This is a genomic window from Erythrobacter sp. SG61-1L (assembly GCF_001305965.1).
Classification (GTDB): domain Bacteria; phylum Pseudomonadota; class Alphaproteobacteria; order Sphingomonadales; family Sphingomonadaceae; genus Andeanibacterium.
Genome location: NZ_JXQC01000003.1, coordinates 1,058,134 through 1,083,625, shown reverse-complemented (window position 1 = coordinate 1,083,625; position 25,492 = coordinate 1,058,134). Strand labels below are relative to the sequence as shown.

Genomic DNA, 25,492 nt, shown 5'->3' with positions numbered 1-25,492 from the left:
GTGTCAAGCTCCACCCATGGAAAAGGCCCGATCCTTCCTGCTTCTGGCGGCCTTGCTGGCTGCGGTTCCCGCATTGGCCAGCCCACTTGGGGGAAGCGATGCAAGCGAGTTTCTCGCGCTCCACAACGCGGCCCGCAATGCGGAACGCCTGCCGAAACTGGAATGGAGCGCGGAGCTTTCCGAACAGGCGGATGAGTGGGCGCGTCAGCTCGCGAAGGACGGTAAACTGCGCCATTCCTCCTGGTCGGATCGGGAAGGGACTGGCGAGAATTTGTGGATGGGGACCGCCGGGTTCTACTCCCATTCGCACATGATGGGCGCCTTTACTGGCGAGAAGCGCGACTTCCGCCCCGGCACCTTTCCCGATGTCTCGACCACAGGCCGCTGGGAAGATGTGGCGCATTACACCCAGATCATCTGGCCCGACACGCGCAAGGTCGGCTGCGCAATTGCCACCGCAAGGGGGCGTGACGTGCTCGTCTGTCGTTACTGGCCTGCGGGCAACTGGTTCGGCAGCAAGGTCGGGAAGTGAACGGGCGGCCGGATCAGGCGAACTGATCCGCCACCAGCTTGGCAAAGGCATCGGCACGGTGGCTGATGCGGTGCTTTTCCTCGGGATCGATCTCGGCAAAGGTCTGGCTGAAGCCGCCCGGAACGAAAACGGGATCGTAGCCGAAGCCCATTGCACCGCGTGGCGGCCAAGTGAGGCTGCCGCTGACACGGCCCTCGTAAACTGCGCTTTCGCCTTCGGGCCAAGCCAGCGCGAGCACGCAATGGAATGCGGCGTCGCGCGGCGCATCCGGGCCTTTTTCGGCCAGCATGCCTTCCACCTTGCCCATCGCCATGTACCAGTCGCGCCCCGGCTCGCCTTCGAACCACTGCCGTTCCGCCCAGTCGGCCGTGTAGACGCCCGGGCGGCCGCCCAGCGCGTCTACCGAAAGGCCGCTGTCATCGGCCAGCGCGGCAAAACCGCTCGCCTCTGCTGCCGCACGCGCCTTGATCAGCGCGTTTTCGACAAAGCTCGTCCCGGTCTCTTCCGGCTCGGGCAGTCCGAGGTCCCCGGCAGAGATGCATTCCAGCCCATAGGGGGCAAGCAGGGCGGAGATTTCCCGCAACTTGCCCGCATTATGGGTCGCGATGACGAGCTTTCCAGAGGCGAGCTTGCGCGTCACTTCACAGCCTTTTCCTGCGCGGCGTAGATCTGATCGCAGCCTATGCGGGCAAGACGCAGCAGGCGCAGCAGGCCTTCTTCGTCATAGGTCGCGCCTTCGGCAGTTGCCTGAACTTCCGCGATCTGGCCGCCTTCGATCAGAACGAAATTGGCGTCGGCATCGGCCGAGCTGTCTTCGTCATAATCGAGGTCCAGCACCGGGTTCCCGTTGAAGATGCCGCAACTGACTGCCGCGACCTTGCCGATGATCGGGTCTTCCTTGATCAGGCCCTGCGCCATCAGCTTGTTGACCGCCAGACGCAGCGCCACCCAGGCGCCGGTGATCGAGGCGGTACGCGTGCCACCGTCGGCCTGGATCACGTCGCAATCGACCGTGATCTGGCGTTCGCCCAGCTTCTTGAGGTCGACGATCGCACGCAGCGAACGGCCGATAAGACGCTGGATTTCCTGCGTACGGCCGGACTGCTTGCCCTTGGCCGCTTCACGCTGGCCGCGCGTATGGGTGGCGCGGGGCAGCATGGAATATTCGCCCGTCACCCAGCCTTCGCCCTTGCCCTTGAGCCACGGCGGCAGGCGTTCTTCCACGCTGGCGGTGACGAGAACCTTGGTCTCCCCGAAGGAGATCAGGCACGATCCTTCCGCATGCTTGGTGAAACCGGTCTGGATTTCGATGGCGCGCATTTCGTCGGGCGCACGGCCGGAAGGTCGCATAAATCACTCCGTTGGACTGTGCCGCTCCCCTAGCCAGCATGCGTTCACGATACCACCGCCATTTCAAGGCGAGGCGCGATTTCGCGCAGGAAAGGACCAACCCAAGGTGCTGAAGCAAGCGATTCCTCTCTCTGCCATTCTCTTGGCCGGTTGCGCGACGGTGCCGCAACAGACGCGGACCGCGCCGGAAAGCGTGACGTTTGAGGAAACGGCCTGCTTTGGTTCGTGCCCGATCTTTTCGATCACGCTCAATGCCGATGGCAGCGGCGTGTTTGAAGGAACCCGGTTCGTTGCGGCCAAGGGAGAGCATCGCTTCACTGCCAAACCGGCACAGGTGAAGGCGTTCCTCGCCCGGATCGAACCCTTTCGGCCGGAGGGAATCGTAGAATATGGCTATGACAATTGCTCCGTCCCGGTTCGCACTGATAGCCCCAGTGTCCGCGTGACCTGGCAGTCAGAAGGTGGCGCCGAAGCACTCAGCTGGTATCTTGGCTGTGCGGAACCGAAAGCGGTGAAAATCAAGCCCGATCTTTATGGCGCCTGGAAGGAACTGCCGCTGGATGAACTGGTTGGCACGAAGGAAAATCGCTTCGAATATGAACCTCAAGGCCGTTAGCAAATCCGCCCTCTCTCTGGATTGATGCGCCAACACATCCTAGATGTGGCGGCACGATGCAGACCTCACCCGTCACCGAACTGACCACACGTGCCCGCGAAATCTTTCGCCTTGTGGTGGAAGGTTACCTCACAAGCGGGCTTCCCGTTGGCTCGAAGGCGCTGGCGGCGGAAGGCGGAGTGAACCTCTCGCCTGCTTCGATCCGGTCGGTGTTGGCTGACCTCGAATCGCTGGGCCTGCTGGCCGCGCCGCATACCAGTGCCGGGCGGATGCCGACCGAGATGGGCCTGCGCCTGTTTGTGGACGGGATGATGCAGGTGGCGGAGCCGACTGCGGAAGAGCGTGCTGCGATCGAGCGGCACCTGACGCAGCCCGGCCCGATTGAACAGGCGCTGGAGGCGACCAGCGCAGTCCTGTCCGATCTTTCGGCCGCTGCAGGGGTGGTCATGGTGCCACGCCGCGAGCCGCGCCTCGCGCAGATGAATATCGTGGCCCTATCACCCGCCAGCGCGCTGGCCGTGCTGGTGGGTCAGGACGGCCAGATCGAGAACCGTCTTCTGGAGCTTCCACTGGGCATGCCGCCTGGCGCACTGGAACAGGCGACCAATTTCATCACCGCCCGCCTTGCAGGCCGCACACTTGCCGAAGCGGTGCGGGCGATGCGGACGGAGATTTCTTCCGGCCAGTCGGCGCTCGACGAGGCAAGCCGCGATCTGGTGGAGCGTGGCCTTGCGGTGTGGAGCGAGGATGCCGCGCGGCGCCCGGTCCTGATTGTGCGCGGTCAGGCCAAGCTGCTGGACGAAACAGCGCTTGGCGACATCGAACGTGTGCGTCAGTTGCTGGATGACCTTGAGAACAAGCAATCTATCGCCCAATTGCTCGAAAGTGCACGAGAGGCGGAATCGACCCGTATTTTCATCGGTTCGGAAAATCGCCTCTTCGCGCTATCGGGCTCTTCGGTGATCGCCTCGCCCTATCGCGACCGTGAGGGCAGGGTGGTTGGCGTAGTGGGGGTGATCGGCCCGACGCGGTTGAATTACGCGCGCGTCGTCCCCATGGTGGATTTCACAGCCCAGTCTCTGGGTAAATTGATCGGCTAGAACAGACAGATAATGACGATGAACGACGACAAGAAGCAGCCGCTGGACGAAGCGGCAGCCGCGGAACTCGCTGGAGTTCCTGAAGAATTGCTCGATCAGGGCGAAGTGGATGGAGTGCTTGGCGATCTGGCCAAGCTGCAGGAAGAACTGGCCACCACGCAGCGCGACGTCCTCTATGCCCAGGCGGAAACGCAGAATGTGCGCCGTCGCCTCGAAAAGGACATTGCCGATGCGCGCGCCTATGCCGTTACCGGTTTCGCCCGCGACATTTTGAGCATTGCTGACAATCTCGGTCGCGCGCTTGACGCCGTCTCGCCCGATATGCGCGAGGACGAGAAGCTCAAGAGCTTCATTACTGGCATCGAAGCGACCCAGCGCGAAGTGGAAAAGGCCTTCGCCGCCCATGGCATCAGCCGGATTGCTGCTGTCGGCCTTCCGCTCGACCCGAACCAGCATCAGGCCATGATCGAACTGCCCAGCGCTGATGTGGAGCCGGGCACGATCGTGCAGGAAATGCAGGCTGGCTACATGATCAAAGACCGGCTTCTCCGCCCGGCCATGGTGGCGGTGGCGAAGAAGCCGGACTGAGGTTTCTGGATTAATCGAATGCCGAGGAGAGACGTTCGATCTCCTCGGCCATCTCCTTGAGGCTACGGTAATTGACCAGCGATGCAGGTTGCACCTGCAAAATCACATTGCGGGCGTTGCGAAAGCAAGCAAAACGTTCTCCGTCTTTGTCGACGAACGTCATCACGCCGTGCACTAGATCGGCTCGAAACTTCACTAACTCAGCCAGACGGTCGTAATTTGCCTCTACGTGCCCCGGTTGGGCTTTCAGTGTAGTCAATTTAGCACCGAGCGTGTCTCCTTTTACAGGTTTTCCCGCTGAATGAAGCGCAAGAGCAACGCGTTGTTCCAGTTTGGCGAATGCGTCGATCAATCGACTTCGCACCTTATGAAACGTGTCCGTATTCTGCAGCGGCGGATTCTTCTTCATCCCATTCACATATGGTTGATGGAATTAAATCCAGTTAATGTGGATAATTAGTCGCCAAACAACCCCTCGATTTCGTCGGTAGAATACAGATCGGCGAACACGAAGGCCATATTGTGCAAGGTGGCCGCATGTTCCTCGTCGCTCAGCGCGGCGTTGGCATCTGCGGCCACCAGCACCCGATAATTGTGCTGCATGGCATCGCGCGCGGTGCTTTCGCAGCAGCAATTGGTCAACGTTCCTGAAATCAGCACTGTGTCGATCCCGCGTTCCCGCAGGGCAGCGTTGAGATCGCTCGTCCCGGGAGTAAAGGCGCTGAACCGCTGTTTTTCGATCACCAGATCCTCGTCCAGTACATCCAGCTCAGGCCATAGCTGCCAGTAGTGTGCGCCGGGCGTGAATGCCTCCCTGTGCGCCTCCGCTCCGGGCCCCATGCGAACATGGAAGTTTGACCAGCTGGGCGATCCTTGCGGCGGCGTGGTGAAGCGGACGAACACGTTCTGCCCGCCTGTCTCACGCATGACGGCCGAGATTCGATTGATATTCTCCACGATGTCCCGCGCCATCGGCACTTCCACCGGCGCGCCTTCTTCCATGAAGCCGTTCTGCATATCGATGATCAGGTGGGCAGTGCGGGCAGGGTCGAGATCGTCGAAGCTGTTGCGCACTCCGCCGCGTGTGGCGGCAAGGCGGTCCAGAATCGCGGAATGATCGACTTCATGCGGCATTTCAGGGCTCTCCGGTTTGATTTGTTTTGCGCAATATGGGCGCAAAGCAGGCGTCGCCGCAATCGGTACAAACTCTGCGAACGCGGTGAATTGACTCCACGGCAGGGCAAGCCGTGCAACCGCCGGCCCGCGCCGGGCGTTTCATTTCCAAGGGCAAACGGGGGTCGTAACGGGAGTGAATGACATGACCCGCAGAACTCTTTTGATTCCGGCTGCGATGGCCTCGGCACTGGCCCTCGGCGCCTGTGCGAGCAATTATGCAGGCGAGGGCGCGCTGGCCGGTGCGGCGGTTGGTGCAGGTGTCGGCGTTCTGAGCGGCGGCAATGTTGGAGAATCGGCCGCAATCGGCGCTGGCGTCGGCGCAGTGGGCGGCGCGCTGATCGAGAAGGATGGCAAATGCTATCGTCGCGACGATCGCGGCCGGGAATATGAGGTCCGCTGCCGGCATCGTCGCCGCTAGGGTTTTGCGCCCGGAAAATCGACCAGCGCCTCATAGGCTTTCGCATCGGTAGCGCCGGGAAGGCTTGCGCCGTTGCGCAGCAGGAAAGCATGACGGACGATCTCCGCCTGCTGTTCTATGCCGTAGCGGTGGAGCGGCCATCCCGGCCTTAGTGCGTAAGCGTAGCGGCTCAACGGAAGCCGCCGGAAAGGCAGGAACATGCCGGACTGATGCTGCCAGACATGGGCCATCTCATGGATAAACAGGCCCTGCGCCCCGAGCGAGGCCTTGGCAAAATCGTCGCAATAGGCGGGGCCGTCAGGATGGAAATGCAGGTGGCCGCGCGGGGCCATCACTGTCTTGCGGGGCTGAAAGGGGAACCATTTGCGCCGCCTGATCCGCACTGGCGCGTAATCAATTGCATTGCCGAAGATCGAGCGGGCGAGGGTAATCTCCCCCGGCGTCAGCGGTCGTTCGCCGCCGGCCGGGCAGGCATGCGGCGAAGGCGTCAGCGCGCGTCCCCGGCGGCTCGCACAGCGGCCGTGAAGCTCGCCTTGTCGCCATTGGCGAAGGTCAGTGTGACATCGGTGGAAGTGCCCGGCGTCAGCGTATCGGAAAGGTCCATCGCCATGATGTGATTGCCGCCCGGTTCGAATTTGACGCTGCCGCCCTTGGGTACCGGCACTTCCGACATGTCCTTCATGGAATTCATGCCGTCCGTCTTCATCGTCTGATGCATCATCGCGCTGTCCGCACCATCGACATAGACGCCCACGATGGAGATGTCGCTCTCGCCCTTGTTCGAAAGGTCGAAATAGACCGCGCCCGGATTGCCCTTCACGGCAGGCAGCATCAGGCTGCCGTTGGAAATCTCGATACCGGCTGGTGCCTCAGGCGCGGCTTCCGCGCCTTCCTGCCCGCTTGCCGCCGTCGGCTCGGCAGCTTCCTGCTGGCACCCGGCAAGGCCCAGAGAGGCAAGCGAAAGCGCTGCGGCGGCAATACGGACCGATTTCATCTGGTTATTCCTCACACAGTTTCGTCAATTTCTAGTCGCCGCCCTCTCTTGTGCCAAGGAAAACCGACCCTATATCGCGCCTGTGAACGAGCCGCCGAGCCGCTTTGCCTCACGGGGGAAGCGAACTGCGCGGTGTCCAACATGAAGCACAGGATGGGAAATACATGGCCAAAGTTATCGGGATCGACCTGGGTACGACCAATAGCTGCGTTGCAGTGATGGATGGGGGCAAGCCCAAGGTTATCGAGAACTCTGAAGGGGCGCGCACCACGCCCTCGATCGTCGCTTTCACCAAGGATGGCGAACGTCTGATCGGACAGCCGGCAAAGCGCCAGGCGGTGACCAACCCGGATAATACCGTTTTCGCGGTGAAGCGCCTTATCGGCCGCCGTTTTGACGACCCGGTGACCAAGAAGGACACCGAGCTTGTCCCCTACACCATCGTGAAGGGCAAGAATGGCGACGCGTGGGTGAATGCCGGTGGCGAGGATTATTCGCCTTCGCAGATTTCCGCCTTCATTCTCCAGAAGATGAAGGAAACGGCCGAGAGCTATCTCGGTGAAACGGTCACCCAGGCGGTGATTACCGTTCCGGCTTACTTCAACGACGCGCAGCGCCAGGCAACCAAGGATGCCGGCCAGATCGCGGGCCTCGAAGTGCTGCGCATCATCAACGAACCGACAGCTGCGGCGCTTGCCTATGGCCTTGAGAAGGAAGACGGCAAGACCATCGCCGTTTACGACCTTGGCGGCGGCACCTTCGACGTTTCCGTGCTCGAAATCGGGGACGGCGTGTTCGAGGTGAAGTCCACCAATGGCGACACCTTCCTGGGCGGCGAAGATTTTGACGGCGCGATCGTCGAATATCTGGCCGACAAGTTCAAGGACAAGGAAGGCATCGACCTTCGCAGCGACAAGCTGGCCCTGCAGCGCCTCAAGGAAGCTGCCGAAAAGGCCAAGATCGAGCTGTCGAGCGCGCAGACCACCGAAATCAACCAGCCCTTCATCACCGCGCGCATGGAAGGCGGCAACACCACGCCGTTGCACCTGGTGGAAACCATCACCCGCGCCGATCTTGAAAAGCTGGTCGACAAGCTGATCCAGCGGACGCTGGAGCCCTGCAAGAAGGCGCTGGCCGATGCGGGTGTTTCGGCTGCCGAGATCGACGAAGTCGTGCTGGTCGGCGGTATGACCCGCATGCCCAAGGTGCGCGAAGTCGTCGAAAAGTTCTTCGGCAAGAAGCCGCACACCGGCGTGAACCCGGATGAAGTCGTGGCCATGGGCGCCGCCATTCAGGCGGGTGTGCTTCAGGGCGACGTGAAGGACGTTCTGCTGCTCGACGTGACCCCGCTTTCGCTGGGCATCGAAACGCTGGGCGGCGTGTTCACCCGCATGATCGACCGCAACACCACGATCCCGACCAAGAAGACCCAGGTCTATTCGACTGCCGAGGACAATCAGCAGGCTGTGACCATTCGCGTCTTCCAGGGCGAACGTGAAATGGCGGCGGACAACAAGCTGCTCGGCCAGTTCGACCTTGTCGGCATTCCTTCCGCTCCGCGCGGGGTGCCGCAGATCGAAGTGACCTTCGACATCGACGCCAACGGCATCGTGAATGTCAGCGCGAAGGACAAGGGCACCGGCAAGGAACAGCAGATCCGCATCCAGGCCTCGGGCGGCCTTTCGGACAATGACATCGACCAGATGGTCAAGGATGCCGAAAAGTTCGCCGAAGAAGACAAGAAGCGGCGCGAAGCGGCCGAGGCCCGCAACAATGCGGACAGCCTCGTACACGCCACCGAGAAGCAGCTTGCTGACAATGGCGACAAGATCGACGCCGATCTGAAGGGCCAGGTCGAAGCGGCAATTGCCGAAACCAAGACCGCGATCGAAAGCGGCGACGTTGCGGCGATCAACGCCAAGACGCAGGCGCTCACCGAAGTGGCCATGAAGATGGGCCAGTCGATCTACGAGAAGGAACAGGCTTCGGCCGCGTCGCCTTCTGCAGACGCTGACAGCTCTTCTGCTGGCGAGGACGTGGTGGACGCCGAGTTCTCGGAAGTCGACGAAGACAACAAGGGCTGATCGCCTGATGGAAATGCCGGCCGCCGCTGATGCAAGATGCGTCGGCGGCGGCTAGGTTTATCGGGACAAGGCTATGTCGACCGAGATCGATTATTACGAGCTGCTCGAGGTTGAGCGCACGGCGGATGAGAAGGTTCTCAAGGCCGCCTATCGCAAGCTCGCCATGAAATATCACCCGGATCGCAATCCGGGAGATGCCGAGGCTGAAGCACGCTTCAAGTCAATCAACGAAGCCTATGACTGCCTCAAAGACCCGCAAAAGCGTGCGGCCTATGACAGGTTCGGTCATGCTGCCTTCCAGCAAGGCGGCGGCGGTGGCTATGGCGCTGGCCCCGGTGCCGATTTCGGCGACATAGGCGATATTTTCGAAACGATTTTCGGCAGTGCATTCGGTGGTGGCGCAAGGCAGCGCCCGCGCCGCGGCGCCGATCTGCGTTACGATTTGCAGGTGAGCCTGGAAGAGGCATTCCACGGCAAGGACACCGAAATCGAAGTCGAAGTTTCGGTTGCTTGCGAACCCTGTGACGGAACCGGGGCGGAACCGGGCACCGGCAAGCGGACCTGCAATCTGTGCGGCGGACGCGGCAAGGTGCGCGCGCAACAGGGCATGTTCGTCATCGAACGACCGTGCCCGACATGCCATGGCCACGGGCAGGTGATCGAAAGCCCGTGCAAGCATTGCCGGGGCGAAGGCCGGGTGGATCAAGTCCAGCGGCTCGAAGTCGTCGTTCCGCCGGGTGTGGACAATGGCACTCGCATCCGGCTCGCTGGCAAGGGTGAGGCTGGGCCGCAGGGTGCGCCTCCGGGCGATCTGTACATCTTCGTCCACGTCGCGCGGCATGGTGTGTTCGAGCGTGAGGGAACTTCGCTGTTCACCCGCATGCCGATCAGTTTCACCACCGCTGCTCTTGGCGGCTGTGTGGAAATTCCTGGCCTCGATGGCGAACGGCACTCAATCGACATTCCGGCCGGCATCCAGTCCGGCAAACAGTTGCGCAAGCGCGGTGCGGGCATGCCCGTGCTGCAGGGGCGAGGGCGTGGCGATCTGGTTGTTGAGATTCAAGTCGAGACGCCAACCCGCCTCAGTGCCCGGCAGAAGGAATTGCTGCGCGAGTTTCAGGAAACCGAAACCGGCGAAGAATGTCCCGAAAGCGCGGGCTTCTTCGCCCGGATCAAAAGCGCCTGGAATGATCTGACCGAGTAACGGTGCCGCTTTTCTATGACGATGCGTCCTGCCCTGCTGTTTGTGTGCCTGGGAAATATCTGCCGTTCGCCTTTGGCCGAAGCCGCGATGCGGCAGCAGGCAGAAGCGGCAGGGCTGGACGTTTATGTCGAATCCGCGGCTACGGCTTCCTATCACACCGGCAAACCGATCGATGAGCGGTCGCTGATCGTGGCGCGCAAGCATGGTATCGACTTGTCTGATCATTTTGCGCGCCAGGTGCAGGCCGAAGATTTTATGCGGTTCACGCATATCTTCGCGATCGACAAGGGCGTGATGAATTCGCTGCGCCAGATAGTGCCGCAAGGGGCCACATCCAGCCTCGAAATGCTGCTGGACAATGTGCCGGGGCGGCAGGGGCAATCGGTGGCCGACCCCTATTTCAGCGAACAGGATGCGTTTGACATCACCTGGGCGGATGTGAGCGCGGCCGCGGCAGCACTGGTCCAGCGCTTCAAGCGTTAGCCAGACGTTCCATCACTTCCGCGCGGATCTTGGGGATCAGGGTTAGGTCGGCCTTCAACCGCCCTTCTTCCTCATCGAGGATTGCCAGGAATATCCTGCGTTTGCAGGCGGTGATTTCCAGCGCGTCCACCTCACCCTCCATGGTCGAACAGACCAGATCCACCATCCGTTCCGCACCGTGGAGGCGGCCCCATAGATAGTCATTCTCGCGGTAGGAACGGCTGAAGAACGCGCCGAAATTGAAAAACTCCACTCCGCGCAGGGTGGCGAAGGTTCCGCCGGAACGGATGGAAACAGCATCGTCGGGGGAGATGCGATCCACCTTGATCGGATCAAATTCAGTGAAGCCTTCATTGCGAAACAAGGGCAGGGTGGCTACATCCAGGAAAGGAAAGCCCAGATAGGCGAACAGTATCCTGCGGCGCAGGGGCTTGGGCATTGCCTCCAGTGCTTCCGCCAGCATTTCTTCCACCTTCAGATCGAGCGCCTGCAAGTCACGCCGTTCGGCGATGGCATCCAGAACGGCGCCCGGATACGTGAGCACGCCCTCGGCAATGGCCGGGAAGCTCTCGCCCAGAGATTCCGGCCCTTCACGGTCGAAATAGATCGCCAGCGCACGATAGATCACGTCTCGCCCGGCATCCCGGTCAGCTTCCGTGATGGTGCGTCCGCCTTCCCAGTCGCGCGTCAGGCGCCGGGCCAGCAAGCGCAGACGGCGGATGCGGAAGCCTATGTCATGGTCGCGGAAGAAGCGGATCGCCTCCTCGGCCGCTCCACCAGCCGGATCGATCAGACTTGAAAGTCCGCGCCGTTCCAACTCGCTGCGCAGGGCATCTGCAATAGGTGCAGCATCGTGCAGCAAAAGGCCCGGCGCGCTGGAGAAAACCATCTGGGAAAGGCGCTCCACAATCCCGGTGAACTTGGCCTGCGCATAGGAATGGAACGCATAACCTGCCTGCTCCGCTGCAGCCTGTTGAGCCTTGGCGCGCCAGGCAGCCAACCGCCGAGGTGTTGGACGGTTCATGAAGAATGTCCGTCCGAACAATTTGTTGACCGTCCGCTCCACTTCCGGACGCAGTGCGGCGGCGATCTGCTGTAGTCGTTCCGCCTCGCGCGAGAGTGACTGGATCTGCTCCAGATTGTCGCGGATAGGCTGTTCGCGCGGAATGGCAGAGATGGAGCCGACGATGGCCTTGAAGAATCCGACATCCTCGCCCTTTTCCTGTGCGCGCCGGCCTATCCTGTCAGGCCGGGGGTCGATATAGACGAACCGCCGGTCAACCTCGCGCTGGGCCGGGCGCCCCTGTAGCGCGCCCATTGCTTCGGAGAAGGGCGCATTGACCAGAACAGAGCCGTCCACCAGCGAAACGCGGTCTGCATCCTGTTGCCGCATATGGCCGGGCATGACGCGTTCGATGAATTGGCCTCGCCCAGTCCATTCTCGTTTGCGGCGACGTGCCAGTTCGTCGATTTCCCCCAACTTCAGAGGAGGGAAGGCACCAGGAAAACTCGCCGTGGATCGCGCCGCCAGCGTCAGTTCCAATGGGTCGGCCAATTGATGACCCGGTTCGGCGGGCGTACGCGCGCGAAAGCCTATCGGAAGGCGATGCTCGCTTTCCTGCACCACCGCCGGGCTGTTGATGCGCAGCAATTCGATATATCCGCCAAAGTCGGTGGCGGTGACGAACAGGTCCAGCGGGTGGCCGGGTGGCAGCAGCGGCCTATCGGCAGGGGCCTCTTCCATAGCCTTTAGCGCGTCTGCGATCAGGCCGGAAAATCCGATGCCGGAGAAGGGCGGGGCGAACCAGCGGGAACGCACGAACCGTCCCAGCTTCTTGCGCACCTGGCGGCGAGTTTCAGGCGCGACGCTTTCATTCACTGCGCTGCCCGGGCGGCTGAGAAGGAATTGCACGACCGGCGGCGCCCAGAATTTCGCTATCCAGGTCCACAGCCGTGCTTCGGGATCGAGCAGCTTGTCGACATCTGCATGTTCGAGCCACAGCTCGGTCAGCGGCTCAAGCGATTGTCCGGAATGGATCGCCTGGGCTAGGAATACGGCATTGATGCCGCCAGCGCTGGCGCCGGTAAGAATGTCCGGCATCACGCGCAGCATCACGTCGCTTTTGCTGCGCAAATGCTGCAGCATTTCCAGATAGACAGCTTCGCTTCCGCTGAGCGTTTCGTCTCCCGCATGGAGCGCGCGGCTCGCGCGGGTGAGCTTCCACAGCTCCTTGGTCACGCCATGCATGTATACGGCGAGGCTGACGCCGCCATAGCAGATGAGGGCGATGCGGAGTTCCTTCTGGCGCATGGCAGCCTGTTTGGCGGGAAGGTTCGCAGAAGGCAATTGCGTTCCACTTATGTTCTGTATATCGGGAGCAAATGGCCAAAGCGAAACGCCGATATGTATGCCAGGCTTGCGGCAGTGTGACGCACCGCTGGCAGGGGCAATGCGCCGATTGCGGGGAATGGAACTCGCTGTCGGAAGAAGCGCCGGCGACGGTATTTTCCCAAAAACATGATCTGTCGAGCGGGGGGCGCAAGGTTCAGTTCGTCACACTGGACGCGCCTGCGGAAATGCCCGTCCGGCAAGCAACCGGACTTGCGGAATTCGACCGGGCGCTGGGCGGCGGGCTGGTGCCAGGTTCTGCGATCCTGATGGGCGGCGATCCCGGCATCGGCAAATCGACATTGTTGCTGCAGGCCGCCGCGCTGATCGCGCGCAGCGGCAAGGATACGGTCTATGTCAGCGGTGAGGAAGCTGCCGGGCAGGTGCGGATGCGCGCGGCGCGGCTCGGACTGGCCGATGCACCGATCCGCCTCGCCTCGGTCACGTCGGTGCGGGATATTCTGACAACTCTTGGCAGCATGGAGCCGCCCGCGTTGCTGGTGATCGATTCGATCCAGACCATGCATTCAGACCAGATCGAAGGCGCACCCGGCACGGTCAGTCAGGTTCGTGGCTGTGCGTTCGAGCTGATCCGCTATGCCAAGGAAAACGACGTGGCGTTGGTACTGGTGGGCCATGTGACCAAGGATGGCTCGATCGCTGGGCCGCGCGTGCTGGAGCATATGGTCGACGTGGTGATGGCTTTCGAGGGGGAGCGCAGCCATCAATATCGCATCCTGCGCGCGCTGAAGAACCGCTTCGGTGCTGTGGACGAGATCGGTGTCTTCTCGATGGCCGGGCAGGGGCTGGAAGAAGTCGCCAATCCTTCGCTGCTGTTCCTTTCCGGCCATGAGGAGCCTTTGGCTGGAAGTGCGGTGTTCCCCGCGCTCGAAGGCACCCGTCCGGTACTGGTTGAAGTTCAGGCGCTGATAGTTCGGCTGCAATCGGGCGCCACCCCGCGCCGGGCGGTTGTGGGCTGGGATTCCAGCCGGCTGGCGATGTTGCTGGCAGTGCTGGAGGCGCGTTGCGGGCTGAGTTTCTCTTCCTGTGAAGTCTATCTCAACGTGGCCGGCGGCTATCGCCTGGCCGATCCGGCAGCGGATATGGCTGTGGCGGCAGCACTGGTTTCCGCGCTGGCAGACAGGCCGCTTCCCGGCCGCAGCGCATGGTTCGGCGAGATTTCACTGGCAGGTGAAGTGCGCTCTGTCGCCCATGGCGGGCTGCGCCTGCGCGAGGCGTTGAAGCTTGGCTTTGATCGAGGCTTCGGCCCCGACGGGTGCGACAGTCCGAAGGCTCTGCGCTATGAACCGCTGAAACGCGTTTCCAATCTCGTTGACCGTGTCATGGCGAGCGCATAATCCTCTTCGCCGATGACGGGCTTCGACATCATCGTGCTGATAATTATCGCCGTGGCCGCGATTGGCGGGTTCATGCGCGGTTTCGTCCAGGAAGTGCTCTCGCTCGCTTCGTGGATTCTCGCCTTGCTCGCGATTCACTATCTCCACACTCAATTGACCGTGCAATTGCTGCGCTATGTCGGCACACAATCCGGTGCCGCGGTGCTGGCCTTTACGCTGTTGCTGCTGGTGCCCTATGCCGCGATGAAGCTGATTGCCGGCCGGATGGGCGAGGCCTCGCGCAATTCCTTGCTCGGGCCGGTAGACCGGGTGCTGGGCTTCGGCTTCGGTGTGGTTAAAGGCGGGATCATGGTCGTGCTGGCCTTTTCGGTGCTGGTGCTCGGCTATGACTCGGTGTGGGGCATTCAGGGGCGGCCGGACTGGATTACCCAGGCTCGTAGCTATTCGGCGGTAAATGCCGGGGCGGACGCGCTGGTCCAGATGATCGACAGCCGGGACCGGGAGATCGAATCCTCGGCTCAAGCAATCGACGGCGTCTGAGGTGAGTTCTGCAGAACGGCTTTATACGCCGGAGCTTCTTGCCCTGACCCTGCGCCTTGCGGAATATCCGTGGGACGACGGCTTGCCGATGAAAGGCGATGCCCGTTCCCGCAGTTGCGGCAGCACTTTGGCCATGGGCCTGTCTCTCGATGGCGATGGACGGATCGACCGGATGGGGCTCCGCGCGAGGGCATGTGCGATCGGGCAGGCCAGTGCGGCAATCTTCGCCGGTGCGGCCAGCGGAAAGACTGCTGCGGAAATCGAAAGCGTCCATGATGCGATGGCAAGCTGGCTTGCGGGATCGGGCCCGTTGCCTGACTGGCCAGGAATTTCCGCCATTGAGGCCGCCCGCGCCTTTCCCGGCCGCCACGGCGCGATGATGCTGCCTTGGGAGGCTGCACTGGCGGCTCTTTCCTCGGCCCCGGCAAGCGTCTAGGGCAGGGCCGAAGCTGGCGGGGCAGCCGGCACGGGGAACAGGGGCAATGGCAGAAGTGAGTGCGGCTATGGCTGGCGAACCCAGCGCGAAGGAAGTTCGCCTGGTAATCGCCGCATCGAGCGCCGGGACGGTGTTCGAATGGTACGATTTCTTCATTTACGGCACGCTCGCCTCGCTCGTGGGCAAGGCGTTCTTCCCCTCCGACAATGAAACACTGCAAATGCTGCTCGTCTGGGCCGGGTTTGCGGTTGGTTTCGGTTTCCGCCCGCTTGGCGCGATCCTGTTTGGTTTTCTGGGCGACAGGTTGGGCCGCAAATATACGTTCCTTGTCACTGTGACCCTGATGGGCATCGCCACGGCCGGTGTCGGCCTGATCCCCACGGCAGAAATGATCGGACTGGCTGCGCCGCTGATCGTGTTGCTGTTCCGTATTCTTCAAGGCCTGGCGCTGGGCGGCGAATATGGCGGTGCGACGATCTACGTTGCCGAGCATTGTCCGCCTGAGAAGCGGGGATATTACACCAGCTTCATTCAGGCCGCCGTGGTTGGCGGCTTCGTGCTGAGCGTCGGCGTAGTGCTGGCCTGCCGCCTGCTGATCCCGGCCGATGCCTTTGCCGAATGGGGCTGGCGCGTGCCGTTCCTGGTTTCGTTGCTGCTGCTGGCGATCTCTCTGTGGATGCGCCTGAAGCTGAACGAAAGCCCGGTTTTCCGTGCCATGAAGGCCGCGAACCGCACTTCCTCCAACCCGTTCAAGGAAAGTTTCACTTTCCCCGGCAACAAGAAACGCATCTTCGTCGCGCTATTCGGTGTGACAGGAAGCCTGACGACGATCTTTTACGCCGCCTATTTCTCCAGCCTTTCCTTCCTCAAAGGGCCGATGCGGGTGGATTCGACGACGGTCGAGGCGCTGATCCTGATCGCAGGACCGATCATCATGGGGTTCTATCTTGTGGTGGGCAAATGGTCCGATAAGGTGGGGCGCAAGAAGCCGATCATCTGGGGCAATGCCCTGATCCTGCTGACGATCTTCCCGGCTTTCTGGGCTTTGGGCCACGTCGCCAATCCCGGGTTGGTGGAATCCGCGCGTTCCGCGCCGGTGGTCGTGTCAGGCCCGGACTGCGATTACGATCCTTTCGCGAATGTGCAGAAGACGCAATGCGGCAAGCTGATCTCCGATCTCACCGCGGCGGGCGTTCCATATCAACTTTCGGCCTCTTCCGCGCTGGAACTGCGGGCAGGCGATATGCCGATCGCGCTTGACGGGTTTGACTGGGACGATGGCAACGCACGCAAGGCTCAGCTTGAGCAGGCGCTGTCTGGCGCAGGTTACGATTTCTCGGTCCAGCATCCCGGTTTGCTGCGCAATATCGGTATCATTGCTGCGCTCTTGTTCTTTGGCTTCCTCTCGGCGATGAATTACGGCTCGGTCGCCGCGCTGCTGGCTGAAATGTTCCCCGCCCGTATCCGGTACAGCTCCATGTCGATCCCCTATCATATCGGGGCGGGCTATTTCGGCGGTTTCCTGCCGGTGATCGCAGGCTATATCGTCGCCAAGACCGGCGATGCCTATGCGGGGCTGTGGTATACGTGGGGCTTTGTATTCATTGCGCTGATCGTAGGGATATGGGGCATCCCTTCCGGTCCGCCGCGCGATTTTGAGGAAGACCAAACTGCCTGACCTCCCTGCCGAGCCGCCCCGCGCACTGCGTCTTCGCCTGGATCGGGATGCTCTCGCCCATAACTGGACCGCACTCGATCGCCTCTCCGATGCTGCGAGCGCCGGTGCGGCCGTAAAAGCCGATGGGTACGGGCTGGGTGCGGCGGAAGTCGTGCCCGTGCTGCACAAGGCCGGTGCGCGCAATTTCTTCGTGGCGCATTGGTGCGAAGTCCCGGCCGTGCTCGCCCATGTTCCCGCGGGTCAGATTTCCGTATTGCACGGCCCGCTGACGGCGCAGGATGCCGCCTATGCACGGGAAACAGGGATAAAACCTGTGATCAACAGCCTCCATCAGGCGCGCCTTTGGCGTGACGCCGGGGGCGGGCTGTGCGATCTGATGGTCGATACCGGGATGAACCGGCTCGGCCTGCCGATGGACCAACTGGGCGATCCGCTGATCGGTGCACTCGACATCGACGTGCTGCTATCCCACCTTGCTTCCGCCGACGAGGTCAGCCCACTTAACGAGACACAGCTTGGCCGCTTCACCGAAGTATGCGGGCAGATTACGTCGCGTCGCCGCAGTCTCGCCAATAGTGCCGGGATAACGCTCGGCGCCCGTTACAGCTTCGACCTGACCCGGCCGGGCCTCGCGCTATACGGTGGTATACCGTGCCCGGCGTTGGATGGTCAGATCAGGCAGGTCGGCTTTCCGCAGGCGGCAATCCTCCAGACGCGCACGATCCAGGCTGGCGACACGGTTGGCTATAACGCCATTTTCACCGCAGATCGCGAGATGCATGTGGGCGTCGCCTCGCTGGGCTATGCCGATGGTTTCCTGCGCTGCTGGGGCAAGGGGGAGATGCAGCATGAGGGGAGGAGCCTGCCCCTGCTGGGCAAGATCTCGATGGACATGATCGTGATCGATCTGGGCAACGCGCCAGACCTGAAGGAAGGGGATTGGGTGGACGTGCCCTACAGTCTACCTGAAGGCGCGATCCTTACCGGATTGTCCCAATATGAACTGTTAACCGTGCTTGGTCGCCGTTTCGCGAGGATCTAGTCTGCTGCAATCGTGTTGCACTGCACTTGCTGCAAGTGCTAAGTGCTTGAAGGGTTGGAGCAGGGAGTGATGCAATGGCCAAGGGTGCAAGTGGCGCGGATCAGCCGGTAATTATCAAGAAATACGCGAACCGCCGCCTCTACAATACCAGTTCCTCAAGCTACATCACGCTTGACGATCTTGCGAAGATGACGCGCGAGGGGGTGGAATTTCAGGTGCTCGACGCGAAGACGGGCAGCGACATCACTCATTCGATCCTGACCCAGATCATCATGGAAGAAGAAGCCAACGGCGCCGAACAGATGCTGCCGATCAGCTTCCTGCGCCAGCTCATCGCCATGTACGGCAATTCGATGCAGGCCCTGATGCCGCATTACCTCGAAGCTACGATGGAAAACTTCCAGGCCAACCAGCGCAAGCTGCAGGACGTGTTCAAGCAATCCATGGGCGGTGACACATTCGCCAAGATGGCGGAAACGAACATGGCCATGTTCAAGGCCGCTGCCGCTGCCTTCATGCCCAACGCCGCTGCCGCCGCTGCGGAAGAGGCACCGGCGCCCGCGAAGCAAGGCGACGATGAGCTTGGCGCGCTGCGGGCGCAGATGGCCGAAATGCAGAAGAAGCTCGACTCGCTTGGCAATTGATCGCTGAGGGGCCATCGCGTCCCTCACATTTCAATCAGCGATTCGAGAAAAAACAGTGTCTGCAATCCGCCATGCCCTGTCGGTCAAACGCGCCGACGATTTCGCCCAGTGGTACCAGGAAGTCATTTCCGCAGCCGACCTCGCAGAGGAATCCGGCGTGCGCGGCTGCATGGTCATCAAGCCCTGGGGCTATGGCATCTGGGAACGCATCCAGCGCCTCATGGATGACCGCATCAAGGCGGCGGGCGTGCAGAACTGCTATTTCCCGATCTTCATCCCGCTCTCGAACTTCGAGCGTGAGGCAGAACATGTCGAAGGCTTCGCCAAGGAAATGGCGGTGGTCACGCATCATCGCCTGATCGCTGACGGCAAGGGCGGGCTGGTGCCCGATCCCGAGGCGAAGCTGGAAGAACCGCTGGTAGTGCGCCCCACGTCGGAAACGATCATCGGCGATGCCATGGCGCGCTGGGTGCAAAGCTGGCGCGATCTGCCGCTGCTGACCAATCAGTGGGCCAATGTCGTGCGTTGGGAAATGCGCACCCGCATGTTCCTGCGCACCAGTGAATTCCTCTGGCAGGAAGGCCATACGGCACACGAAAGCCGTGATAGCGCGATGGAAGAAACCAAGCGCGCGCTGGAAATGTATCGCGCCTGCGCGGAAGACCAGCTCGCCCTTCCCGTGATCGCGGGTGAGAAGCCTGAGAACGAGCGTTTCCCCGGTGCGGAAGAAACCTGGTCGATCGAGGCCATGATGCAGGACGGTAAAGCACTGCAGGCCGGCACGAGCCATTATCTCGGCACCAATTTCGCGGAAGCCGCTGGCATCCGTTATCAGGACCGTGAAGGCAGCCAGCAGTTCTGCCACACGACCAGCTGGGGCGTTTCCACCCGTCTGATCGGCGGCGTTATCATGACCCATGGCGACGATGACGGGCTGCGCGTCCCGCCTGCCATTGCGCCTTATCAGATCGTGATCCTGCCCATGTTGCGCGAAGACGATGGCGATGCCGCGCTGATCGCTTACTGCGAAGAACTGCGTGCGGCGCTCGTCAGCCAACATGCGCTTGGCGAGGCAGTACGCGTGCTGCTCGACAAGAGCCCGGGCAAGGCTGCTGCCAAGCGGTGGGACTGGGTGCGAAAGGGCGCGCCGATCATCGTGGAAGTCGGCCCCCGCGATATGTCCGAAGGCAAGGTTGCCGTGCTGCGGCGCGACCGGCTCTGGACCGAACAGGCCAAGAGTGCCTTTGCCTTCACCGCGCGCGAGGAATTCTCCGCGACGGCGGCCGCGACGCTGGCTGACATCCAGTCGTCGCTTTACGAGGAAGCCAAGACCCGCCGGGATGCGAACATCACGCGCGGCGTCACCTCGCTGGACGATCTGGCCGCCTTCTATTCCGACGATGCCCGCTATCCGGGCTGGGTCGAGGTCCAGTGGTCAAAGCCGACTGGCGAAGCGCTCGACAAGGTGGTGGAACAACTTAAGGCATTGAAGCTGACGATCCGCAACGTGCCGATTGATGCGGAACCTGCCGATGGCGCCTGTATCTTCACCGGCGAGAAGGCCGTTGAAAGGATATTGATCGCGCGCGCTTACTGACGGAAAAAAGGGGGGGGGGGGAAAGCATGCTGGATTCGATCAAATATAACCTGTCGCATCTGGCAAGCTTTTCTGGTCGCGATGCGCGCCAGACCTTCTGGTATTACATCCTGTTTCTGGTGGCATTGCGCCTGGTGATTTCCATGGCCGTCAGCGTCCCCATGGTCATCTCGATGATGCAGCGCGCCTTTGTTCAAGCGCAGGCGGGCGTGGATGAAGACGCAATGTTGACTGCGATGATGCAGGACATGGGCGGTTGGATGGCCATGTCTGTCTGGGTCGGCGTCGCGGTCCAACTCGTCACTCTGGCGCTCGCCGCAGCCGCCTTTGTCCGGCGGTTGCACGATTCCGGGCGCTCAGGCTGGTGGTGTGCCTTGGCGATTGCCAGCGGACTGGCCGGCGCAGCCGTAAGCATAAGCATGATCGGTCAGGTGCAGGCGATGTTTGCGATGTCCGCCGCGGACCCGATCGCATTTCAGCAGGCCGCCATGGAGCAAAGGTCCAATCCGCTCGCACTGTTGGGCTGGATCGGGCCAATCGTCGTGATCGTGTTCGGCGCGATGAAGTCCACCGATGGGCCGAACCGCTATGGCGATGCGCCCGTCCGCTTCTGACGAACGGGCGCGTCCGGTTTACTGCGCCGCCTTGGCCATTTCAGCGCGATAGGCATCAAGGCTGACATCGCGGCCAAGGAAGTTGCGCACCAGTTCAGCCGCAGGCTTCGTGCCGCCCATGGCGAGCACTTTCTCGCGATAATCCTTGGCAGTGGCGGTGTTGCGCAGGCCCTCTGCCGAGAAGCGCGTGAACAGATCGTCCGCAATGACCTTTGACCAGCGATAGGTGTAATAGATCGCGGAATAGCCGTTCAGATGGCCGAAGGCGTCCTGCATCTCCACGAAGTCCGGTGTGGGGACCAGATCATAGGCTCCGCGATAATAGCGCGCGGCTTCACCCATATTTTCCGGCAGGGGCTGTTGGTGAAACTCCAGCGAGATATTCGCATAGCCAAGCTGGCGCATGTCGCCAAAGCCGGCATTGAACAGGCGGGCGCGGTTCATCTTCTCCACCAGTTCGCGCGGGATGGGGTTGCCGTCCTTGTCCTTCGCGAAGGTCTTGAGCGTGTCGTAATCATAGACCCAGTTTTCCAGCATCTGGGACGGGGCCTCGACGAAGTCCCACTCGGTCGCAACGCCGGACTGGGCGAACCAGCGCTGCGTTCCGCCGAACATGCCGTGGATCAAATGGCCGAATTCGTGGAGGAAGGTTTCCACGTCACCATGTTCCATCAGGCCTGTGGTGTGATCGCCCTTGGCCATATTCATGACCAGCGCGCCCATGGGCACGCTCTTGCCGGGAACACCGGGGCGCAGCGGCACCATGTTGGCATGGCTGTATTTGCCGGGGCGGGGATGGGAATCGAGATAGAAGCGCCCGATCAGCTTGCCCTGATCGTAGACTTCATAAGGCTCGACATCCTTGTCCCACACGGCGGTTTTCCAGGGGCGGATTTCGACGTCGAACAGATCCTGCGTCAGCTTCAGGATACCGTCGCGCACATCGTTATAGGCGAAATATTTCCGCGCTTCCTGCGGGTCGTAATCGTAATAACGCTGCTGGACGATGGGGGAGAGCCAGCCCGTTTCCCAGAACTTGATGTCGGTCGCGCCGGGGCGAAGTTCCTGCAGCACGGCCAGGTTCTTGGCATAGTCGCCCTTGGCGGCGGGGAGGGCGGCTTCGGCCATGTCCTCCAGCAATTTCTCCACCTTCTTGGGCGTGTTGACCATCTTGTCCTCAAGCACCAGCTCCGCATAATTGCGGCGGCCGAGCTTCTCGGCAAGCTGCTGGCGCAGGCGCAGCAATTCGCGCAGCTTCTCGTCATTTTCGGGGAAGGCGCGCTGGTTGTAGATCACCGACAGGTCATGCCGCAGCTTGTCGCTCCTGGCGTAGCTCATCACCGGGGCATAGTCGGGCGTGGCCGTGGTGATCGTGACCAAGCCGTCCTCGCCGGGCTGATGTGCTGCGATAAAGTCTTCGGGCAGCCCCTCCAGTTCTGACGGTTCCACCTTCAGCGATTTCTGACCCGCTGCGATGTTGGCGTCGAATTCATTGCCGACCTCGGCGATCTTTTCCTGCAGCGCCTGAATTTCCGCGCGCTGCGCTTCGTCGAGCGACACACCGCTGCGCTCGAACGAGGCAAGGGCCTGCTTCAGATAGAACTGCGTCGCTTCGTCTTCCTGCGATGCATCGATGGCCTTCAGCCGATCATAGATCGGGCGGGAAAGGCTGATCTTGCTCGACAGGGTGGAGAGGCGCACCTGGCAATTGCCGCCCGCATCGCGGCGGGGCTGGTCGGCCATGACTTCCTGGTAGAGCGTGAATTCACCGCTTCCGCCGCCAAGCAGCGCGACCAATTCATCATAGCGCACAAGGCTGGTGTTGACCGTTGCAGGGCCGGTTTCGTTTTCCAGTTCGGTAATGCGCCGCTCGATTTCCTTGACGAGCATGTCGCACTTGCCGTCGATTGCCGCAGCATCCGGCGCGGTGGCCAGCAACGGCCCCATGAAGTCTACCACGGACGGGGTCTTGGCCGATTTGGCCTCGGCCGGAGTGGCGGAAAGGGCGGTTGCTGCGAGCAGGGCGCCCGCGATCTGGTTGCGCATGTATCAGTCCCCTGAGGAGTAGTTTCCAAGGCAACTAGCGGCCATTGTGCGTCGCCGCAATCAAGGTGCGTTCGACAAAGGGCTGGCCATGACGGGCGAATGACATGCAGCCGATCCGGCTCCAATCGGGGGATGCCCCGGGGCGCACCCTTGTGAGCGGGCACAAACCCGCCCATATCGCGGCCATGCCCGCGCAGAAAACGCCTTCCGGAAAATCGCCGACCCACAACAAGCCCCGCCGCGGCCCAAGGCCCGCATTGCCGGGCCTGCCTTCGCGTGAACAAATTCTCGATTTCATCCAAACGTCAGATCAGCCCGCAGGCAAGCGGGAGATCGCACGCGCCTTTGGCCTCAAGGGGCAGGAGAAGATCGCGCTCAAGCGCCTGCTGTCCGACATGGCCGATGAAGGGCTGATCGACGGGAAGAAGACGGCATTCCACCGCATGGGCGGTGTGCCCAAGGTGACCGTGCTGCGCGTGGTGGAGATCGACGATGGCGAGGCTCTGGCCATCCCCGACAGTTGGGCGCCCGACGATGGCGCACCGCCGCCGCGCCTGCGCCTGATCGAGCGCAAGAAGGGGCCGGGCCGTCAGGCTGCGGTGAAAATGGGCGACCGGGTTCTTGCCCGCACGGAAGAGACGCAGACGGGATGGATTGCCCATCCGATGAAGGTTCTCGCCTCCGCCGATGAAAGCGTGATGGGCGTGGTGGAGATCGACGGGTCAGGCAAGGGCTGGCTTGCCCCGGTGGACAAGCGCATTCGCCATTCCTCGCCCATCGCGGACCTTGGCGGGGCCGAGGGCGGCCAGCTTGTGCTGGCGGAGCCTGCCGGACGTTCCCCGCGCGCCGGGGTTAAGGTGGTGCAGGTATTGGGCGATCCGCTGGCCCCCAAGGCCTTCAGCCTTATCGCCATCGCCAAATACAATATCCCTTTCCATTTCACTGGCGAGACGCTGGAAGAGGCGAAGCAGGCAGCGAAACTGCCGCTGAGCGAGGATCATCGCGAGGATTTGCGCGCGGTCCCGATTGTCGCCATCGACCCTGCCGATGCGCGTGACCACGACGACGCGATCTGGGCCGAGCCGGACGGGAAGGGCGGGTTCAACGCCATCGTCGCCATTGCCGATGTCAGCTTCTATGTCCGGCCCGGCAGCAAGCTGGACCGGGAGGCCCGGAAGCGCGGCAATTCGGTCTATTTCCCCGACCGCGTCGTGCCGATGCTGCCTGAAATCCTCAGCGCCGATGTCTGCTCGCTCAAGGAAGGGCAGGATCGCGCAGCGATGGTCTGCCATCTGTCCATCGATGCCAGCGGCAATGTGAAGGCATGGCGCTTCACCCGCGCCATCGTGCGGATCGCGAAGAACATCGCCTATGAGGCTGCTCAGGCCGCCATCGACGATGGCTCTGCCGACGATGTGCTGAAGAACCTGTGGTCCTGCTGGCAGGCTCTGGCAGATGCTCGCCACAAGCGCGACCCGCTCGATCTGGATCTGCCCGAACGGCGCGTAGTGCTGGACGAGAAGGGCCGGATTGCCGAGATCGCCATTCGGGAGCGGCTCGATGCCCACCGCGTGGTGGAAGATTTCATGATCGCAGCCAATGTCGCAGCGGCCAAGGCCTTGGAGAGCAAGGCCCATCCGGTGGTCTACCGCATTCACGAGCCGCCGAGCCGGGAGAAGCTGGTCGCCCTGCGCGATTATCTCCAGACCTTCGAGAAGAAGCTCTCGCTCGGTCAGGTCATCACGCCCAGCCTGTTCAACCGCATGTTGAAGGACATTGCGGATGAGGGCGAGAAGGCACTGATCATGGAGGCCGTGCTGCGCAGCCAGACGCAGGCCTATTACGGGCCGCGCAATGCAGGGCACTTCGGCCTCGCGCTGGGCAGCTATGCCCACTTCACCTCGCCGATCCGCCGCTATGCCGACCTTCTGGTGCATCGCGGGCTGGTCGATGCCTTCGGACTGGAACAACCCAAGCCCAAGGGCGATCTGCCCGCAACGTCCGGCCTGTCGGACCGTGACCGCACGGACCTCGACCGGGTGAGCGAAGCGATCAGCAGCGCAGAGCGCCGTGCCATGGAAGCTGAACGCGAGACGATCGACCGCTATGTCGCCGCATGGCTTTCCGGCCGGGTGGGCGAAGTGTTCGATACGCGGATCACCGGTGTCCAGAAATTCGGCTTCTTCGCCACTATCGTCGGCCTGGGCGGGGACGGACTGGTGCCGGTCTCCACGCTGGGCAACGATTATTACCACTATGACGATTCCGCGCAGGCTCTGGTGGGCGAACGCACCCGCACGATCTACGCCATGGGTGATCGCCTGAAGCTGCGACTGGCCGAAGCCAATCCGCTGACCGGTGCGCTGAAATTCGAACTGCCCGAAGGTGGAAGTTCCGCCATCGAACCGCGCGGCACCAAGATGGAGCCGAAAAAGAAGGGCAAGCACATGGTCGGCAAGCGCGGGCGGCCGGGCAATATCCGGCATCAGGGGAAGAAGCGGTAATTTGAATGGCTGCGCCAAACATCCGTTCGTCCTGAGCCTGTCGAAGGACGCGGGAAGGTGGACGAACTTGGGGCAATTTGAATCCCGTGGCCTTCGACA

Annotated in this window: 25 protein-coding genes; 17 read left to right on the top strand and 8 right to left on the bottom strand. The window is 61.9% G+C overall.

Features of this window, described 5'->3' with window-relative positions:
* The first annotated feature begins 16 nt into the window (after positions 1-16).
* A complete protein-coding gene (locus tag SZ64_RS05565) occupies positions 17-532 on the top strand; it encodes a CAP domain-containing protein (protein WP_054529907.1) in 516 nt (171 codons plus the stop codon).
* 13 nt (positions 533-545) lie between these two features.
* Here SZ64_RS05565 and rdgB read toward each other — a convergent pair whose 3' ends face one another.
* Positions 546-1,172 carry an RdgB/HAM1 family non-canonical purine NTP pyrophosphatase gene (gene rdgB / locus SZ64_RS05560; protein WP_054529906.1) on the bottom strand — a complete coding sequence of 209 codons (627 nt, stop codon included), beginning with the start codon at positions 1,170-1,172 and terminating at the stop codon, positions 546-548.
* Positions 1,169-1,882 (bottom strand): ribonuclease PH, encoded by a 714-nt coding sequence (gene rph, locus SZ64_RS05555; protein WP_054529905.1) that lies wholly within the window; start codon positions 1,880-1,882, stop codon positions 1,169-1,171. The genes rdgB and rph overlap by 4 nt, the downstream gene beginning before the upstream one ends.
* Here rph and SZ64_RS05550 point away from each other — a divergent pair.
* From SZ64_RS05550 to grpE, 3 genes are read left to right on the top strand one after another with little or no spacing between them, the layout of a single operon-like run.
* Positions 1,842-2,498, top strand: a complete 657-nt coding sequence (locus SZ64_RS05550; protein WP_162225044.1) for a DUF6438 domain-containing protein — start codon at positions 1,842-1,844, stop codon at positions 2,496-2,498. The genes rph and SZ64_RS05550 overlap by 41 nt on opposite strands.
* A gap of 56 nt (positions 2,499-2,554) precedes the next feature.
* The gene (gene hrcA / locus SZ64_RS05545; protein WP_054529903.1) at positions 2,555-3,598 is read left to right on the top strand and encodes a heat-inducible transcriptional repressor HrcA; all 1,044 of its coding nucleotides are present in this window, start codon (positions 2,555-2,557) and stop codon (positions 3,596-3,598) included.
* Between the two features lie 18 nt (positions 3,599-3,616).
* Positions 3,617-4,186: a nucleotide exchange factor GrpE gene (gene grpE / locus SZ64_RS05540; RefSeq protein WP_054532108.1), complete on the top strand. Its 570-nt coding sequence runs from the start codon at positions 3,617-3,619 to the stop codon at positions 4,184-4,186.
* 10 nt (positions 4,187-4,196) lie between these two features.
* Here the strand turns inward: grpE and SZ64_RS05535 are convergent, their stop codons facing one another.
* Positions 4,197-4,595: a hypothetical protein gene (locus SZ64_RS05535; RefSeq protein ID WP_054529902.1), complete on the bottom strand. Its 399-nt coding sequence runs from the start codon at positions 4,593-4,595 to the stop codon at positions 4,197-4,199.
* Between the two features lie 47 nt (positions 4,596-4,642).
* On the bottom strand, positions 4,643-5,320 hold the full coding sequence (locus tag SZ64_RS05530; RefSeq protein ID WP_054529901.1) for an isochorismatase family cysteine hydrolase: 678 nt from the start codon (positions 5,318-5,320) through the stop codon (positions 4,643-4,645).
* 184 nt (positions 5,321-5,504) lie between these two features.
* Between SZ64_RS05530 and SZ64_RS05525 the strand changes: the two genes are divergently transcribed.
* Complete coding sequence (locus SZ64_RS05525) at positions 5,505-5,780, top strand: hypothetical protein (protein WP_054529900.1); 276 nt, start codon at positions 5,505-5,507, stop codon at positions 5,778-5,780.
* Here the strand turns inward: SZ64_RS05525 and SZ64_RS05520 are convergent.
* The gene (locus SZ64_RS05520) at positions 5,777-6,112 is read right to left on the bottom strand and encodes a vgr related protein (protein WP_347230256.1); all 336 of its coding nucleotides are present in this window, start codon (positions 6,110-6,112) and stop codon (positions 5,777-5,779) included. The two genes, SZ64_RS05525 and SZ64_RS05520, sit on opposite strands and share 4 nt — an antisense overlap.
* Before the next feature lie 155 nt (positions 6,113-6,267).
* Complete coding sequence (locus SZ64_RS05515) at positions 6,268-6,774, bottom strand: copper chaperone PCu(A)C (protein WP_054529898.1); 507 nt, start codon at positions 6,772-6,774, stop codon at positions 6,268-6,270.
* A 164-nt stretch (positions 6,775-6,938) separates the two neighbouring features.
* On the opposite strand from SZ64_RS05515, the gene dnaK reads away from it, so the two are divergent.
* From dnaK to SZ64_RS05500, 3 genes are all read left to right on the top strand, one after another.
* Positions 6,939-8,858, top strand: a complete 1,920-nt coding sequence (dnaK, locus tag SZ64_RS05510) for a molecular chaperone DnaK (RefSeq protein ID WP_054529897.1) — start codon at positions 6,939-6,941, stop codon at positions 8,856-8,858.
* A gap of 73 nt (positions 8,859-8,931) precedes the next feature.
* Positions 8,932-10,062: a molecular chaperone DnaJ gene (gene dnaJ / locus SZ64_RS05505; protein WP_054529896.1), complete on the top strand. Its 1,131-nt coding sequence runs from the start codon at positions 8,932-8,934 to the stop codon at positions 10,060-10,062.
* A gap of 15 nt (positions 10,063-10,077) precedes the next feature.
* Positions 10,078-10,545 carry a low molecular weight protein-tyrosine-phosphatase gene (locus SZ64_RS05500; RefSeq protein WP_347230255.1) on the top strand — a complete coding sequence of 156 codons (468 nt, stop codon included), beginning with the start codon at positions 10,078-10,080 and terminating at the stop codon, positions 10,543-10,545.
* On the opposite strand, the gene SZ64_RS05495 is transcribed toward SZ64_RS05500, so the two are convergent.
* Positions 10,535-12,856 (bottom strand): patatin-like protein, encoded by a 2,322-nt coding sequence (locus SZ64_RS05495; protein WP_054529895.1) that lies wholly within the window; start codon positions 12,854-12,856, stop codon positions 10,535-10,537. The genes SZ64_RS05500 and SZ64_RS05495 overlap by 11 nt on opposite strands.
* 71 nt (positions 12,857-12,927) lie before the next feature.
* On the opposite strand from SZ64_RS05495, the gene radA reads away from it, so the two are divergent.
* The 8 genes from radA (at position 12,928) to SZ64_RS05455 (ending at position 20,843) form a co-directional block, all read left to right on the top strand.
* Complete coding sequence (gene radA / locus SZ64_RS05490) at positions 12,928-14,292, top strand: DNA repair protein RadA (protein ID WP_054529894.1); 1,365 nt, start codon at positions 12,928-12,930, stop codon at positions 14,290-14,292.
* 12 nt (positions 14,293-14,304) lie between these two features.
* Positions 14,305-14,832 carry a CvpA family protein gene (locus tag SZ64_RS05485; protein WP_054529893.1) on the top strand — a complete coding sequence of 176 codons (528 nt, stop codon included), beginning with the start codon at positions 14,305-14,307 and terminating at the stop codon, positions 14,830-14,832.
* A 1-nt stretch (position 14,833) separates the two neighbouring features.
* On the top strand, positions 14,834-15,268 hold the full coding sequence (locus SZ64_RS05480; protein WP_054529892.1) for a hypothetical protein: 435 nt from the start codon (positions 14,834-14,836) through the stop codon (positions 15,266-15,268).
* Positions 15,269-15,314: 46 nt separating this feature from the next.
* Positions 15,315-16,946 (top strand): MFS transporter, encoded by a 1,632-nt coding sequence (locus SZ64_RS05475; protein WP_054529891.1) that lies wholly within the window; start codon positions 15,315-15,317, stop codon positions 16,944-16,946.
* Positions 16,924-17,988, top strand: a complete 1,065-nt coding sequence (alr, locus tag SZ64_RS05470) for an alanine racemase (RefSeq protein WP_241772989.1) — start codon at positions 16,924-16,926, stop codon at positions 17,986-17,988. The genes SZ64_RS05475 and alr overlap by 23 nt, the downstream gene beginning before the upstream one ends.
* A 74-nt stretch (positions 17,989-18,062) precedes the next feature.
* On the top strand, positions 18,063-18,632 hold the full coding sequence (phaR, locus tag SZ64_RS05465) for a polyhydroxyalkanoate synthesis repressor PhaR (protein ID WP_054529890.1): 570 nt from the start codon (positions 18,063-18,065) through the stop codon (positions 18,630-18,632).
* A gap of 55 nt (positions 18,633-18,687) precedes the next feature.
* Positions 18,688-20,229, top strand: a complete 1,542-nt coding sequence (gene proS, locus SZ64_RS05460; protein ID WP_193391512.1) for a proline--tRNA ligase — start codon at positions 18,688-18,690, stop codon at positions 20,227-20,229.
* Positions 20,230-20,255: 26 nt separating this feature from the next.
* Positions 20,256-20,843, top strand: a complete 588-nt coding sequence (locus tag SZ64_RS05455; protein ID WP_054529888.1) for a DUF805 domain-containing protein — start codon at positions 20,256-20,258, stop codon at positions 20,841-20,843.
* A gap of 18 nt (positions 20,844-20,861) precedes the next feature.
* Here SZ64_RS05455 and SZ64_RS05450 read toward each other — a convergent pair whose 3' ends face one another.
* A complete protein-coding gene (locus tag SZ64_RS05450; protein ID WP_054529887.1) occupies positions 20,862-22,889 on the bottom strand; it encodes a M3 family metallopeptidase in 2,028 nt (675 codons plus the stop codon).
* Positions 22,890-23,074: 185 nt separating this feature from the next.
* Between SZ64_RS05450 and rnr the strand changes: the two genes are divergently transcribed.
* A complete protein-coding gene (gene rnr / locus SZ64_RS05445) occupies positions 23,075-25,393 on the top strand; it encodes a ribonuclease R (RefSeq protein ID WP_082384717.1) in 2,319 nt (772 codons plus the stop codon).
* Positions 25,394-25,492 lie beyond the last annotated feature (99 nt).